This is a genomic window from Klebsiella sp. CN_Kp088 (assembly GCF_040064335.1).
GTDB classification, from domain to species: domain Bacteria; phylum Pseudomonadota; class Gammaproteobacteria; order Enterobacterales; family Enterobacteriaceae; genus Klebsiella; species Klebsiella aerogenes.
The window spans coordinates 78,716-94,653 of record NZ_JBEAIQ010000030.1 but is presented as its reverse complement, the minus strand read 5'-3'; the positions used below and the strand labels follow the sequence as shown (position 1 = coordinate 94,653).

The 15,938-nt window shown below is 58.2% G+C and carries 11 protein-coding genes; 8 read left to right on the top strand and 3 right to left on the bottom strand.

The genetic code is table 11. From position 1 onward, the window contains the following. Positions 1 to 29 precede the first annotated feature (29 nt). Positions 30 to 2,315, bottom strand: a complete 2,286-nt coding sequence (locus ABLV08_RS19545; RefSeq protein ID WP_348856180.1) for an ATP-binding protein — start codon at positions 2,313 to 2,315, stop codon at positions 30 to 32. A 189-nt stretch (positions 2,316 to 2,504) separates the two neighbouring features. Here ABLV08_RS19545 and ABLV08_RS19540 point away from each other — a divergent pair, with 189 nt between their 5' ends. The 3 genes from ABLV08_RS19540 to ABLV08_RS19530 are packed head-to-tail and all read left to right on the top strand — an operon-like array spanning position 2,505 to position 5,992. After that, entirely contained in the window at positions 2,505 to 4,025 is a 1,521-nt protein-coding gene (locus ABLV08_RS19540; protein WP_032713455.1) for a sugar ABC transporter ATP-binding protein, read from the top strand. After that, complete coding sequence (locus ABLV08_RS19535) at positions 4,022 to 5,020, top strand: putative carbohydrate ABC transporter permease (protein WP_015368708.1); 999 nt, start codon at positions 4,022 to 4,024, stop codon at positions 5,018 to 5,020. Before ABLV08_RS19540 ends, ABLV08_RS19535 begins: the two co-directional genes overlap by 4 nt. 30 nt (positions 5,021 to 5,050) lie before the next feature. Beyond that, positions 5,051 to 5,992 carry an ABC transporter substrate-binding protein gene (locus tag ABLV08_RS19530; protein WP_015368709.1) on the top strand — a complete coding sequence of 314 codons (942 nt, stop codon included), beginning with the start codon at positions 5,051 to 5,053 and terminating at the stop codon, positions 5,990 to 5,992. Between the two features lie 32 nt (positions 5,993 to 6,024). Here the strand turns inward: ABLV08_RS19530 and ABLV08_RS19525 are convergent, their stop codons facing one another. Further along, entirely contained in the window at positions 6,025 to 6,759 is a 735-nt protein-coding gene (locus ABLV08_RS19525) for a response regulator transcription factor (RefSeq protein ID WP_015704071.1), read from the bottom strand. A 272-nt stretch (positions 6,760 to 7,031) separates the two neighbouring features. Here ABLV08_RS19525 and fdhF point away from each other — a divergent pair, with 272 nt between their 5' ends. Both fdhF and ABLV08_RS19515 read left to right on the top strand, forming a co-directional pair. Further along, on the top strand, positions 7,032 to 9,179 hold the full coding sequence (gene fdhF, locus ABLV08_RS19520; protein ID WP_348856178.1) for a formate dehydrogenase subunit alpha: 2,148 nt from the start codon (positions 7,032 to 7,034) through the stop codon (positions 9,177 to 9,179). Between the two features lie 199 nt (positions 9,180 to 9,378). Continuing rightward, a complete protein-coding gene (locus tag ABLV08_RS19515) occupies positions 9,379 to 10,062 on the top strand; it encodes a tetratricopeptide repeat protein (protein WP_026612428.1) in 684 nt (227 codons plus the stop codon). Between the two features lie 35 nt (positions 10,063 to 10,097). Here ABLV08_RS19515 and gltP read toward each other — a convergent pair whose 3' ends face one another. Beyond that, on the bottom strand, positions 10,098 to 11,408 hold the full coding sequence (gene gltP, locus ABLV08_RS19510; protein WP_015368716.1) for a glutamate/aspartate:proton symporter GltP: 1,311 nt from the start codon (positions 11,406 to 11,408) through the stop codon (positions 10,098 to 10,100). A 414-nt stretch (positions 11,409 to 11,822) separates the two neighbouring features. Between gltP and acs the strand changes: the two genes are divergently transcribed. The 3 genes from acs to actP all read left to right on the top strand — a co-directional run bounded on the left by acs (position 11,823) and on the right by actP (position 15,930). After that, on the top strand, positions 11,823 to 13,781 hold the full coding sequence (gene acs, locus ABLV08_RS19505; RefSeq protein ID WP_032709622.1) for an acetate--CoA ligase: 1,959 nt from the start codon (positions 11,823 to 11,825) through the stop codon (positions 13,779 to 13,781). 188 nt (positions 13,782 to 13,969) lie between these two features. Then, positions 13,970 to 14,284 (top strand): DUF485 domain-containing protein, encoded by a 315-nt coding sequence (locus ABLV08_RS19500; RefSeq protein ID WP_015704068.1) that lies wholly within the window; start codon positions 13,970 to 13,972, stop codon positions 14,282 to 14,284. Then, the gene (gene actP / locus ABLV08_RS19495; protein WP_348856177.1) at positions 14,281 to 15,930 is read left to right on the top strand and encodes a cation/acetate symporter ActP; all 1,650 of its coding nucleotides are present in this window, start codon (positions 14,281 to 14,283) and stop codon (positions 15,928 to 15,930) included. The genes ABLV08_RS19500 and actP overlap by 4 nt, the downstream gene beginning before the upstream one ends. Positions 15,931 to 15,938 lie beyond the last annotated feature (8 nt).

The following is a 15,938-nucleotide window of genomic DNA, read 5'->3' as shown; positions in this document are numbered from 1 at the left end:
CCCTATTTGCCGCGTGTAGCGGAGGAATCTCAAATCCGCGCCATCGCCGCACGCAACGCCTGCGCCAGCTGCGTGCGGGTGAAAGGCTTGCGCAGTCGTTCAACCTCAGGCAACGCCGGATTATGCGCCGGGCGCAAATCCTGGCCGCTAATCAATAGCAGCGCCACCGCCGGGAAGCGGCGTTGCGCTTCGTGAATGACCTCGGCGCCGCTCAGCCCCCCAGGAAGCATTAAATCGCTAATCAACAACGCGATATCCCCGGAGGCCGCCAGCATCTGCAGCGCCTGCTCGCCGTTTTGCGCCTCCAACGTCAGCCAACCCAGCTGATGCAGCTGCTCGCATAGCGTCTGGCGCACATCGGCTTCATCCTCCAGCACCAGCGCCAGCCGCTCGCCGCTCACCATCGGTTCGCTAACCAACGGCGTTCGTTCATCCTCCGCCGCTGCCGTGGCTCGCGGTAGCTGCAAACGAACGGTGGTGCCCTGCCCCGGCGCGCTTTCAATCGCCACGCGCCCGCCCGACTGGCGCACAAAACCGTACACCATCGACAGCCCAAGACCGCTGCCGCTACCGGTCTGTTTGGTGGTAAAGAAGGGCTCGAAAACCTGCGCTTTTATCTCCTGCGACATGCCGCAGCCGTGGTCAATCACCTCCAGCGCCACCATATCCTGACGCCGTCCACCGCTACGGGTGACCCGCTGGTTCCAGGTTCGTAGCGCGATAACGCCTGACCGCCCCTCCATAGCGTCGCGGGCGTTCATCACCAGGTTGATAATCGCGTTTTCCAGTTGTCCGACATCGATCCACGCCGGCCAGGCAGGCGACTGCGCTTCTATTTCGAGACGCAACGATGCGGGGAGCGAATGACGCATCAGTTCGCAGACATTCTCCAGCAACGGCTGCAGCGCCACCGCCTGCGGGTTCAGCGCCTGTTTACGCGAAAAGGCCAGCAACCGCTGAGTAAGTAAGGCGCCGCGTTCGGCAGCCTTCAGCGCCCGCGATATCCGCGGCGCATCGCGCTCATCCGGCTGTACCAGTTCGAGGCTGCCGATAATCACCGCCAGCAGGTTGTTAAAATCGTGGGCCAGGCCGCCGGTAAGCTGGCCGACGGCTTTCATTTTTTGGCTATGCAGCAGCGCCTCCTCCAGCCCCTGTCGCTCAAGGCGGTCAATCTCCATCTGGGTGGTTTTCTCCCGCAGCAGGCGGGTGGTGTGTTCAAGGGAAGCGGTATTACGGGCGAAAACGTTAAAGGCGCGCGCCAGTTCGCCAAGCTCATCACGCCGTTGCAGGGCCGGCACCGTCACGTTCTGCTCGCCGTGCGCCAGCCGCGACATCGCCCCGGATATCGCGTTCAGATTGAGGCCAAGATTACGATAGATATACCAGCCAGCGCACCCGGTGATCGCCAGCGCCAGCAGCGCGGCCAGCAGGATAAACGTGCTGATGGAGCGCAACTGCTGGTGGCTTTGCGCCGCTCGCGCCTCCGAAGCTTGAGCGACTCTGGCAACATATTGATTAATATCGCCATTAAGCAGCGCAACCAGCGCTTTGATATGAAACATATACCAGCCGATCGCCAGATCGCTCTCTTCAAGCTGCGCCGATAGCGGCGCCAGCCGCGCCAGTTCGGCGTTGAAATCCGGCAGGATAAAGGCCAGCGCAGAATCGCTATCGTTGCGCGGTAAAAAGCGTCTGATGTCATCGAGCTGCAGGACGATCGAGCGCGGCGTCGCAGTGTGTATCGCGGCGACGATCAACCGGTCCATCTCGTTTAAACGCTGAGGATCGATCTCCGGTTTACCATCCCGATCGTTGAGATCCTGCAAATGGCGCAAATAGCTCTGGTTTTGATACAGCGCGCTCAGCAGTTCATTGCGCTGCAGATGGCGGCGTTGCCCGCGTTCCAGCATGCCGGCGACGCTCTGCTGCAGCTCGTTGCTACGACGAATAATGCTCGCTACCAGCGCCAGTTCCTGCCGGGCCAACGGCGCCGAGGCCAACTGACCCAACGAATGCTTCAGCGCCTGTTGGGTTTCCAGCAGCCGTTGCGCTTCGCTTTTATACTCCAGCGCGCCAACCACCTGCGACAGCCGCACCGCCGCGGTGGCGACGTTCGCGGTATCACGCGCCAGATTCATACTGCCGCTCATGTCGCTAAGCGTTTGCAGCTGCACCTGCTCCTGCAACTGACTGGCATGGCGAAAACCGAAAATCGCCACTCCGGCGACCATTAACGTCACCGCCACCATCAACAAGTTAAATGACAGCAGGCGACCGCGGGCGCTAACGAAAAAGTACGGATGGCGAGAAGACATGGCGGCTCCGGTCAGGCGTTTTCTCCCATCATTCCCGGACTATCGCCGAAGGTGAAGAAAATTTCTCGGCGTAATTGTGATCTGCATTAACTATTCAAAAATATGACAATTATGAATGGCCGATGACATCACTCATTTACGTTGCGGTGATGAAGTGCCGACATCGACAACGCAGCCAGGAGAGCAGGCATGCAGGGAACACCGGTGCTATCCATGCGCAACATCGCCAAAGTTTTCGGCAAATTTTATGCGCTGAAAGGGGTGGATCTGACGGTCTGGCCCGGCGAGATCCACGCGCTGATGGGCGAAAACGGCGCGGGAAAAAGCACGTTGATGAAGATCCTCGCCGGCGCCTATACCGCCTCCAGCGGCGAGATCCTGATCGACGGACAACCGCAGACGATCAGAGGCCCGAAAGATGCGCTGGCGGCAGGGATTACGCTTATCTATCAGGAGATGCAGCTGGCGCCGAATCTCACCGTCGCGGAAAACATTTTCCTCGGCAGCGAGCTTTCCCGCGGCGGTCTGGTACAACGCAAAGAGATGGAGTCCCAGGCGCAGGCGGTTATCGACCGGCTCGGCGCGCAGTTCAAAGCCAGCGACCGGGTGATGAAGCTGACTATCGCCGAACAGCAGCAGGTGGAAATCGCCCGCGCGCTGCATCGCAACAGCCGCATTCTGGTGATGGATGAACCTACCGCCGCCCTCTCCTCGCGAGAAACTCAGCGCCTGTTTGAGCTGATTTTACGCCTGCGCGATGAAGGGATGGCAATCATCTATATCAGCCACCGCATGGCCGAAGTGTATGAACTCTCCGACCGGGTCAGCGTGCTGCGCGATGGCCAGTATGTCGGCAGCCTCACCCGCGACCACCTTAGCGCCCCCGAATTAGTGCGCATGATGGTTGGCCGTCCGCTTAGCGATCTGTTCAATAAAGAGCGCGATATCCCGCGCGGCCAGCCGCGCCTGCGGGTGCAGGATCTCAGCGACGGCGGCAAAGTGCATCCCAGCAGTTTGGTGGTGCACGCCGGGGAAATCGTTGGCCTCGCCGGGCTGGTCGGCGCCGGGCGTTCCGAGCTGGCGCAACTGATTTTCGGCGTCCGCAAAGCGACGGGCGGCGTCATTGAAATCGACGGCGAGCCGGTGGTTATTCACTCGCCGCGCGAAGCGATCGACCTCGGGATCGGCTTTCTGACCGAAAACCGTAAAGAACAGGGGCTGTTTCTCGAACTGGCGGCGCAGGAGAACATCACCATGGCGACGCTTGAGCGCGACGCCAACTGGGGAATGCTCGACCGTAAGAAGGCGCAAACCATCTCCGATGACGCCATCCAGCTGCTGAACATCCGCGTCCCGCATGCTCAGGTGCGCGCCGGCGGGCTTTCCGGCGGCAATCAGCAAAAGCTGCTGATTTCACGCTGGGTGGCGATCGGCCCGCGCATTCTCATCCTGGATGAACCGACCCGCGGCGTTGACGTCGGCGCCAAAAGCGAGATTTACCGCATCATGAATCAGATGGCCCGCCAGGGCGTCGCCATTTTAATGATCTCCAGCGAATTGCCGGAAATCGTAGGCATGAGCGACCGGGTATACGTGATGCGCGAAGGCGCTATCGCCGGCGAGTTGCAGGTTGGCGAGATCAGTCAGGAAAGTATTATGACGCTGGCGACCGGCGTGAACGATTCTCACCTAAAGGCAGGACAAGCATGAGCATACCGAAAGAGACCTCCGCGCCGGCGGCGAAATCCGCCTCGGCAAAAAAAATGCTGATGGGCGACCTGATGCAAACCGTCGGCATCCTGCCGATTTTAATCCTGATCGTCGCGGTGTTCGGCTTCGTCGCGCCGAACTTCTTTACCGAAAGCAACCTGCTGAATATTACCCGCCAGTCCTCCATCAACATCGTGCTGGCGGCGGGGATGACCTTTATTATTCTTACCGGCGGTATCGATCTGTCGGTGGGGTCAATTCTCGGCACCACCGCGGTTGCGGCGATGGTGGTATCGCTCATCCCGCCATTCGCGATGCTGTCGATTCCGGCGGCGCTGATGCTCGGCCTGCTGCTCGGGCTGTTCAACGGCGCGCTGGTGGCCTTCGCCGGGTTACCGCCGTTTATTGTCACCCTTGGCACCTACACCGCGCTGCGCGGCGCCGCCTATCTGCTGGCCGACGGCACCACGGTGATTAACTCCGATATTAGTTTTGAATGGATCGGCAATAACTATCTCGGCCCGGTGCCGTGGCTGGTGGTGATAGCGCTGGCGGTCGTGGCGGTGTGCTGGTTTATCCTGCGCCGCACCACCCTCGGTATTCATATCTACGCCGTTGGCGGCAACATGCAGGCGGCGCGGCTGACGGGGATTAAAGTCTGGCTGGTGCTGCTGTTCGTCTACGGCATGAGCGGGCTGCTTTCCGGGCTCGGCGGGGTGATGAGCGCCTCGCGGCTGTACAGCGCCAACGGCAACCTCGGCGTCGGTTATGAGCTGGACGCCATTGCCGCGGTGATCCTCGGCGGCACCAGTTTCGTCGGCGGTATAGGCACCATCACCGGTACGCTGGTGGGGGCGCTGATTATCGCCACCCTCAACAACGGCATGACGCTGATGGGCGTCTCCTACTTCTGGCAATTGGTGATCAAAGGGGCGGTGATCATCATAGCGGTGCTGATCGACAAATACCGTACCCGACACCATCAAAGTGCATAACAACAACATCTTATCTGCGAGGAAAAGCGAATGCGTTTAAAACCGATAGTGACCGCGCTGTGTGCCGGCGCGCTGCTGGCCGCCTCCCCTTTTGCGTCGGCCAAAGATCTACAAGCGATAGGCGTGACGGTGGGCGACCTCGCCAACCCGTTCTTCGTGCAAATCACCAAGGGGGCCGAGCTGGAAGCGCGCAAGCTGGCGGGGGATAAAGTGAAGGTCACGCTGGTGTCGAGCGGCTACGACCTGGGGCAGCAGGTGGCGCAGATCGATAACTTTATCGCCGCCAAAGTCGATATGATCATCCTCAACGCCGCTGATTCAAAAGGTATCGGCCCGGCGGTGAAGCGGGCGAAAGAGGCCGGGATCGTGGTTGTGGCGGTTGACGTCGCCGCCGAAGGCGCCGATGCCACCATCACCTCCGATAATACCCAGGCCGGCGCGATGGCCTGTAAATACATTAGCGATCGCCTGAACAACAAAGGCAACGTGGTGATTATCAACGGGCCGCCGGTTTCCGCGGTGCAGAACCGCGTCGAAGGCTGCGAAACCGAATTCAAAAAACATCCGGATATCAAAATCCTCTCTGCCAACCAGAACGCGAAAGGCAGCCGCGAAGGCGGGCTGGAGGTGATGACGTCGCTGCTGGCGGCGAATCCGAAGATTGACGGCGTGTTCGCGATTAACGATCCGACGGCGATTGGCGCCGATCTGGCGGCGAAACAGGCGCAACGTAATGAGTTCTTTATCGTGGGCGTCGATGGCAGCCCGGACGGCGAAGAGGCGCTGAAGCGTAAGAATTCCCTGTTCGTCGCCACGCCAGCGCAGGACCCGCAGGTCATGGCGGCGAAGGCGGTAGAAATTGGTTATGACATTCTGCAGGGCAAGCCCGCGCCAGCCGCGCCGGTGCTGATCCCGGTGAAAATGATCGATAAAAATAACGTCAGCAGCTACAAGGGCTGGACGGTGAAATAACGCGGCAAAGCGGCGCCGGGTCTCTTTTCGCCCTACGCCGCTTTGTCGTTATGGATAACGTCAGCGGCGAAGACGTAGCCCAACCCGCGCAGGGTTTTAATCAAAGTGGGCTGATGCGGATTGACCTCAACTTTACGCCGCAGGCGCATGATCAGCACATCGATCGTGCGGTCGAATACCTCCATGCTCTCATTATGGGTCAGCGCCAGCAGCTGTTCACGGTTCAGAACCCGGCGGGCGTTTTGCGCCAGCGCCAGCAACAATCCATACTCCCCCTGGGTTAACGCCACGCTCTGCTGTTGGGGATTAAACAGCTCACAGCGGCGGGTATCCAGCCGCCAGCCGTTAAACAACAGCCCATGCTCCCCGCCCGGCACGAGGCTTTCCGCGCCGATCGCCCCGCTGCGCCGCAGCACCGCCTTTACGCGCGCCACCACTACCCGCGCATTAAACGGTTTGGCGATGTAATCGTCGGCGCCCATTTCCAGCCCGACCACCACATCCGATTCGCTTCCCAGCCCGGAAAGCATTATCACCGGTAGCTCAGGCCGCGTGCGCTGCAGCTGTTGTAACACCAGCAATCCATTGGTATCCGGCAAGATCATATCCAGCAGCACCAGCGCGATATCTGCGCGCCGGGCGACCGTCGCCAGCGCTTCGCCGCCGTTCTGGCAGGCCACCACCTCAAACGCGTGGGCGCCGAGCACGTCGCTCAGCAGCTCGCAAATCGCGACGTCATCATCAATCACTAAAATGACCGGTTTCATGGTTTACCTCTGCCTGGCGGGAATAGTGTCAGTCTGGTCGATTGTGCAAGCGGGCGACGACAAATCCATTTTTCGCTGCCGTTTTTATAATCGGCGTCACATCTCCTGGCTTTTCGTCACGTCAAAACTGACGATGACCTGTTTTTCGTCAGCATTTCGCCCAAAAAAGCCGCGTACTATCCGTCAATACCCACAATGAAAACATGGCATAGAAGATGCATAGTGACGGTCGATTGCGCGTCAGCGCTAATTGATTAACTGGAGCAAAACCGATGAAAAAAGTCGTCACGGTTTGCCCGTATTGCGCATCAGGTTGCAAAATCAACCTGGTGGTCGATAACGGCAAAATCGTCCGGGCTGAGGCGGCGCAGGGGAAAACCAATCAGGGAACCCTGTGTCTGAAAGGCTATTATGGCTGGGACTTCATTAACGATACCCAGATCCTGACCCCGCGTCTCAAAACCCCCATGATCCGTCGCCAGCGTGGCGGCAAACTGGAAGCCGTCTCCTGGGATGAGGCGCTCGATTACGTCGCCACCCGCCTTGGCGCCATTAAAGAAAAATATGGCCCGGACGCGATCCAGACCACCGGCTCCTCCCGCGGGACCGGTAATGAAACCAACTACGTGATGCAAAAATTCGCGCGCGCCGTTATTGGCACCAATAACGTCGACTGCTGCGCTCGCGTCTGACACGGCCCTTCGGTTGCAGGTCTGCACCAGTCGGTCGGTAACGGCGCCATGAGTAATGCCATCACGGAGATTGATAACACCGACCTGGTGTTTATCTTCGGTTACAACCCGGCGGATTCCCACCCTATCGTGGCGAATCACGTCATTAACGCCAAACGCAACGGGGCGAAAATCATCGTCTGCGACCCGCGCAAGATTGAAACCGCGCGCATCGCCGACATGCACATCGCGCTGAAGAACGGCTCGAATATCGCGCTGCTCAACGCCATTGGCCACGTCATTATTGAAGAGGATCTGTACGATAAATCCTTCGTCGCCAGCCGTTCCGAAGGCTTCGAGGAGTATCGCAAAATCGTCGAAGGTTATACGCCGGAGTCGGTGGAAGAGATAACCGGCGTCAGCGCTCAGGAGATCCGCGCCTGCGCCCGGATGTACGCCAGCGCCAAATCCGCCGCCATCCTGTGGGGCATGGGCGTCACCCAGTTCTACCAGGGCGTGGAGACCGTGCGCTCGCTGACCAGCCTCGCGATCCTTACCGGCAACCTCGGCAAGCCGAGCGTCGGCGTCAACCCGGTACGCGGGCAGAACAACGTCCAGGGCGCCTGCGATATGGGCGCGCTGCCGGATACCTATCCGGGCTACCAGTACGTTAAGTTCCCGGAAAACCGCGAGAAGTTCGCCAGAGCCTGGGGCGTCGGCAGCCTGCCGGAACATACCGGCTATCGCATCAGCGAGCTGCCGCACCGCGCCGAACACGGTGAAGTCCGCGCGGCGTACATTATGGGCGAGGATCCGCTGCAGACCGATGCCGAGCTTTCCGCGGTGCGCAAGGCGTTTGAACAGCTGGAACTGGTTATCGTCCAGGATATTTTCATGACCAAAACCGCCGCCGCGGCCGACGTCATCCTGCCGTCCACCTCGTGGGGCGAGCACGAAGGCGTGTATACCGCAGCGGACCGCGGCTTCCAGCGTTTCTTTAAAGCGGTGGAGCCGAAGTGGGACCTGAAAACCGACTGGCAGATTATCAGCGAAATCGCCACCCGGATGGGCTATCCGATGCACTACAACAACACCCAGGAGATCTGGGATGAGTTGCGGCATCTGTGCCCGGACTTCTACGGCGCCACCTATGAGAAAATGGGCGAGCTCGGCTATGTCATGTGGCCATGCCGCGATGAGTCCGACGCCGACCAGGGGACGTCGTATCTGTTTAAAGAGAAGTTCGATACCCCGAACGGGCTGGCGCAGTTCTTCACCTGCGACTGGGTCGCGCCGATCGATAAGCTCACCGACGAGTATCCGATGGTGCTCTCAACGGTGCGCGAGGTCGGCCACTACTCCTGCCGTTCGATGACCGGCAACTGCGCGGCGCTGGCAGCGCTGGCGGATGAACCGGGCTATGCGCAAATCAACACCGCCGACGCCGAACGGTTAGGCATCGAAGATGAAGCGCTGGTGTGGGTCAATTCGCGTAAGGGCCGCATCATCACCCGCGCGCAGGTCAGCGATCGGCCGAATAAAGGCGCGGTGTACATGACCTACCAGTGGTGGATCGGCGCCTGTAACGAGCTGGTGTCGGAGAACCTGAGTCCGATAACCAAAACGCCGGAGTACAAGTACTGCGCGGTTAACGTTGAGCGGATTGCCGATCAGCGCGCGGCGGAACAGTACGTGATCGAGGAGTACAACAAGCTGAAAGCCCGCCTGCGCGAAAGCGCGATGGGTTAAGGTTCGGCGGCCTTACCCGATATCCGGGCCCTTCCCCGGTGGCGCTTACGCTTACCGGGGCTACCAACCAAATACCGAACCGTAGCCCGGAGGCGGCACGTTGCGCCTTCTCCGGGTATTCACCCCGCTAATTCCCGCCATTTTCTTCTTTTCCGCCGCCCTTTATACTGCGGGGGTCTCCCTTACTGATAATAAAAAAATGAAATACCTCTATTTACTGCTGGCGCTGACAAGCTTCGCCGCAGACGCTGCGGATCCGGGCAGCCAATACCAACAGCAGGCCGAAGCTGGCGACCCACGCGCGCAGTTTTATCTGGCGGACACCTGGGTTAGCTCCGGCAACTATCAACAGGCTGAATACTGGGCGCAGAAAGCGGCGGCGCAGGGCGATGGCGACGCGATGGCGCTGCTGGCTCAGCTTAAAATCCGTAACCCGCAGCAGGCCGACTATCAACAGGCCCGACAGCTAGCGGAAAAATCCGTGCAGGCCGGCAGCAAGGCCGGCGAGATTATCCTCGCCCGCGTACTGGTCAATCAGCAGGCAGGCCCTACCGATTATGCGCACGCCATCAGGTTGCTGCAGGATGCGGCCAAAGATGAAGAGAGCGACTCCGCCGTCGATGCGCAGATGCTGCTGGGGCTTATCTACGCCAGCGGCGTGCTGCCGCCGGAAGATGACCTCAAGGCCGCGCAATACTTCAAAGGCAGCTCGGCGCTTTCACGCACCGGCTATGCCGAATACTGGGCAGGGATGATGTTCCAGCAGGGAGAGAAAGGTTTTATCGAACCAAACCCGCAAAAAGCGCTGCACTGGCTTAACGTCAGCTGTCAGGAGGGGTTTGATACCGGATGTGAAGAGTTCGACAGGATAACCAAAGGCTAAAAAAAGCCCGGCGCGAATGGCCGGGCTCTGACATCTTATTGGGCGGTTTTATCAAACTTGCCCAGCACTTCGCGTTCATACGCCAGCGCTTTCTTGCGATCAAACTTATGTTCCCACTTGGCGATAACCAGCACCGCCAGCGCGTTGCCGACCACGTTCAGCGCGGTACGCGCCATATCGAGGATACGGTCGACGCCGGCAATAAACGCCAGCCCTTCCAGCGGGATCCCCACGCTACCCAGGGTCGCCAGCAGCACCACGAAGGAGACGCCCGGTACACCCGCGATGCCTTTCGAGGTCACCATCAGCGTCAGCACGAGAGTGATTTCCTGCCACAGGGAAAGGTCGATACCGTACAGTTGGGCGATGAAGATCGCCGCGATGCTCTGATATAGCGTCGAACCATCGAGGTTAAAGGAGTAGCCGGTCGGCACCACGAAACTGGTGATTGAGGCCGGCGCGCCGTAGGCTTCCATTTTCTCAATGATACGCGGCAGCACGCTCTCGGAGCTCGCCGTTGAGTAGGCCAGAATCAGCTCGTCTTTAAGGATACGAATCAGGATCCAGATGCTCAGCCCGCATACCCGCGCCACGATACCCAGCACCACCAGCGCGAAGAACAGAATCGCGAAGTAAACCAGGATAACCAGCTTAGCCAGCGGCCACAGCGAAGCGAAGCCGAAGGTGGCGACGGTCACCGAGATCAGGGCAAAGACCCCGACCGGCGCATAGCGCATTACCATGTGCGTCACTTTGAACATGGTTTCAGAGATAGAACGGAAAACGGTGACCAGCGGTTCGCGATGGGTCGCCGGCAATGAAGAGAGGCCCAGACCGAACAGCACCGAGAAGAAGATAATCGGCAGCATATCGCCTTTCGCCATCGAGGCGACGATATTGGTCGGCACCAGCGACAGGATAGTCCCCATCAGGCCATGAGCGTGGCTCTGCACCTCTGCGGTGGTGTTCTGATATTTCGAGATATCGACCGCCGCCAGCTGCGACATATCAATGCCGCTGCCCGGTTGGAAGACGTTCGCCAAGGTGATCCCCAGCACAATCGCCACCGTGGTGATCACTTCAAAATAGATGATGGTCTTAGCGCCGATGCGGCCCAGTTGCTTGGCGTCGCCTACACCCGCAATGCCCACCACCAGCGTCGAGATGACAATCGGGACGACAATCATTTTGATCAGGTGGATAAAGATATCGCCTGCCGGGGTCAGGAGGTTAGAGATTAACCAATCACGGCTTTCGGCGTGGTAATGCAGGTAGCTGCCCAGAAGTATGCCAAGCACCAGGGCTAGCAAAATCTGCCAGGCCAGGCTGACTTTTGTTTTTTTCATCACTACTGACTTCCTCAATGAAAGGCACCATTCCGGGAGGTAATGGCACCCACTGAAAGGGGTATGAATTGTGTTGCGTTGCTTTATGGGGTTATTTAACGCGCAATATCAGTATCATTTGCACGGCATGCTGCGCAAGCCTTTAAGAACAGCGCTTTCCTCTGGTTTTCTGCATAAATCCGCTCATTTCAGCGCATTACATTGCATAAGTATTTGTTATAAAAAATATTTAACACATTCAGTTTCTATAAATACAGCAAATGAATTATTTCACTTCAAAGTTTCATTTGGTTGAATTTCATTCAGTTTAATCAATGCGTGATCTGCCCCCCAAATAGTAAACAAAGCTCATAAAGCCCCTATTCTTAACGGTTATTTGACATATATTTAACAAGTTAAAGGAGAAAAAAAGCCATGAGCCAAATACATAAACACCCTATTCCCGCAGAGATTGCGGAACATTGCCTGATGAATCCGCAACAGTACCAGGTGAACTACCAACAATCCATCAGCAACCCAGATGCCTTCTGGGGCGAGCAGGGTAAAATCCTCGATTGGATCAAACCTTACACACAGGTGAAAAATACCTCTTTCGCGCCGGGAAACATCTCCATCAAATGGTATGAAGATGGCACCCTGAACCTCGCGGCCAACTGTCTCGACCGTCATCTGCACGAGCGCGGCGACCAGACCGCTATCATCTGGGAAGGCGACGACGCCAGCCAGAGCAAAAATATCACTTATCGCCAGCTTCATCGCGATGTTTGCCGTTTTGCCAACGTATTGCTCGATCTGGGCATTAAAAAAGGCGATGTCGTTGCAATCTATATGCCGATGGTGCCGGAAGCCGCCGTGGCCATGCTGGCCTGCGCGCGCATCGGCGCTATCCATTCGGTTATCTTCGGCGGCTTTTCGCCGGAAGCGGTTGCCGGACGCATTATCGACTCCAGCGCTCGCCTGGTGATCACCTCTGACGAGGGGTTACGCGCCGGTCGCGCCATCCCGCTGAAGAAAAACGTCGATGATGCGCTGAAAAACCCGCACGTCACCAGCATCGAGCATGTGGTGGTCCTCAAACGCACCGGCGGCAAAATCGACTGGCAGGAAGGTCGCGACCTGTGGTGGAGCGATCTGATTGAAAAAGCGGATGACCAACATGAAGCGGTGGAAATGAACGCCGAAGACCCGCTGTTCATCCTCTATACCTCCGGCTCGACCGGCAAGCCGAAAGGCGTGCTGCACACTACCGGCGGCTACCTGGTGTATGCGGCGACTACCTTCAAATACGTCTTTGATTATCATCCGGGCGATATCTACTGGTGCACCGCCGATGTGGGCTGGGTCACCGGTCACAGCTACCTGCTGTACGGCCCGCTGGCCTGCGGCGCCACCACGCTGATGTTTGAAGGCGTGCCAAACTGGCCGACCCCGGCGCGCATGTGCCAGGTAGTGGATAAACATCAGGTCAATATTCTGTACACCGCGCCGACGGCGATCCGCGCGCTGATGGCGGAGGGCGACAAAGCTATCGAAGGTACCGATCGTTCCTCACTGCGCATCCTTGGCTCGGTCGGCGAGCCGATTAACCCGGAAGCCTGGGAGTGGTACTGGAAGAAGATCGGCAACGAAAAATGCCCGGTGATGGACACCTGGTGGCAGACCGAAACCGGCGGCTTCATGATCACCCCGCTGCCGGGCGCCACCGAACTGAAGGCCGGTTCCGCCACGCGTCCATTCTTCGGCGTCCAGCCGGTACTGGTGGACAACGAAGGGACGCCGTTGGAAGGCGCGACCGAGGGCAACCTGGCGATCGCCGACTCCTGGCCTGGCCAGGCGCGTACCCTGTTTGGCGATCATGAACGCTTCGAGCAGACTTACTTCTCAACCTTTAAAAATATGTACTTTAGCGGCGACGGCGCACGTCGCGACGAAGATGGTTATTACTGGATCACCGGTCGCGTCGATGACGTACTGAACGTCTCCGGCCACCGTCTGGGCACCGCGGAAATTGAATCCGCGCTGGTTTCACATCCGAAAATCGCCGAAGCGGCGGTGGTCGGTATTCCGCATAACATCAAAGGCCAGGCCATCTACGCCTACGTGACGCTGAATCACGGCGAAGAGCCGACGCCGGAGCTGTATGCCGAAGTACGTAACTGGGTACGCAAAGAGATTGGCCCGCTGGCGACGCCGGATGTACTGCACTGGACTGACTCGTTGCCGAAAACCCGCTCCGGCAAAATCATGCGCCGTATTCTGCGTAAGATTGCCGCTGGCGATACCAGTAATCTCGGGGATACCTCGACGCTGGCCGATCCGGGCGTAGTGGACAAACTGCTCGAAGAGAAGCAGGCCATTGCGATGCCGTCATAACCTTAACCTATTCCCTACCCCCTCTCCCTCTTAGGAGGGAGAGGTTAAAAACATAAACTCCCCCCAAGGATTCTATTCAGCAGGAAAGCGGTAAATCAGCGACGACTCGACGCAATAGCGTCGGGCGAGTCACTGTTGCCGACGGATAGCCGATGGATGACATAAGGGTTACCTCTGGAGACGCGAAGATGAATGAACAAATTTGTCAGCGGATAGAAAATAGTGCGCATTTCAGGGAGTTAGTTGCATCACGGCAACGGTTTGCCGCCATTCTGTCAGTCATTATGTTGGTCATTTACGTAGGCTTTATTTTGCTTATCGCCTTCGCGCCCGGCTGGCTGGGGACGCCTCTGCATGAAGGCACCAGCGTGACCCGCGGCATCCCTATTGGTATCGGCGTCATTATTGTGTCCTTCGTCCTGACCGGGATTTACGTCTGGCGGGCAAACGGCGAATACGACAAGTTGACCAAAAGCGTGATCAGCGAGGTGCAAGCATCATGAAAAAAGTCCTGACGGCGCTTGCCGCCACGCTCCCTTTCGCCGCTAACGCCGCCGATGCCATTACCGGCGCGGTGCAGCGTCAGCCGACCAACTGGCAGGCGATTATCATGTTCGTGATTTTCGTCGCCCTGACGCTGTACATCACTTACTGGGCGTCAAAACGCGTACGTTCGCGCAGCGATTACTACACCGCTGGCGGCAATATTACCGGCTTCCAGAACGGGCTGGCGATTTCCGGCGACTTTATGTCCGCGGCCTCGTTCCTCGGCATTTCGGCGCTGGTCTACACCTCCGGCTACGATGGACTGATCTATTCGCTCGGCTTCCTCGTCGGCTGGCCGATTATTCTGTTTCTGATCGCCGAACGCCTGCGTAACCTCGGCCGTTACACCTTTGCCGACGTAGCATCTTACCGCCTAAAGCAGGGGCCGATCCGCACCCTCTCCGCCTGCGGTTCGCTGGTGGTGGTGGCGCTGTATCTGATTGCGCAGATGGTTGGCGCCGGTAAGCTCATCCAGTTGCTGTTCGGCCTCAACTACCACGTTGCGGTGGTGCTGGTCGGCGTGCTGATGGTGCTGTACGTACTGTTCGGCGGCATGCTTGCCACCACCTGGGTGCAGATTATCAAAGCGGTCCTGCTGCTGTTCGGCGCCAGCTTTATGGCCTTTATGGTGATGAAGCACGTCGGCTTCAGCTTCAATAATCTGTTCGCCGAAGCGATGGCGGTGCATCCGAAAGGGGCGGCGATCATGAGCCCCGGCGGGCTGGTGAAAGACCCCATCTCGGCGCTATCGCTCGGTCTCGGCCTGATGTTCGGTACCGCGGGTCTGCCGCATATTCTGATGCGTTTCTTCACCGTGAGCGACGCCAAAGAAGCGCGTAAGAGCGTGTTCTACGCCACCGGTTTCATGGGCTACTTTTATATTCTTACCTTTATCATCGGCTTCGGTGCCATCATGCTGGTGGGAGCGAATCCGGCGTTTAAAGACGCCGCCGGTCAGCTTATCGGCGGCAATAATATGGCGGCGGTGCATCTGGCGGATGCCGTCGGCGGTAATCTGTTCCTTGGCTTTATCTCGGCGGTGGCTTTCGCCACGATCCTGGCGGTAGTCGCCGGGCTGACGCTGGCGGGGGCATCGGCGGTCTCTCATGACCTGTATGCCAACGTGTTCAAGAAAGGGGCGACCGAACGTGAAGAACTGAAAGTGTCGAAAATTACCGTGCTGATCCTGGGCGTGGTAGCGATTCTGCTGGGGATTTTGTTCAAAAACCAAAATATCGCCTTCATGGTCGGCCTGGCGTTCTCTATCGCTGCCAGCTGTAACTTCCCGATTATCCTGCTGTCGATGTACTGGTCGAAGCTGACCACCCGCGGCGCGATGATCGGCGGCTGGCTCGGCCTGCTCACTGCGGTGATTTTAATGATCCTCGGCCCAACCATTTGGGTGCAGATCCTCGGACACGAGAAAGCCATCTTCCCATACGAATACCCGGCGCTGTTCTCCATCGCCATCGCTTTCATCGGCATCTGGCTGTTCTCGATTACCGATAACTCCGCCGAAGGGATGCGCGAGCGCGAGCAGTTCCGCGCTCAGTTTATCCGTTCGCAAACCGGTATCGGTATCGAACGCGGTCAGGCGCACTAAGTGTATCA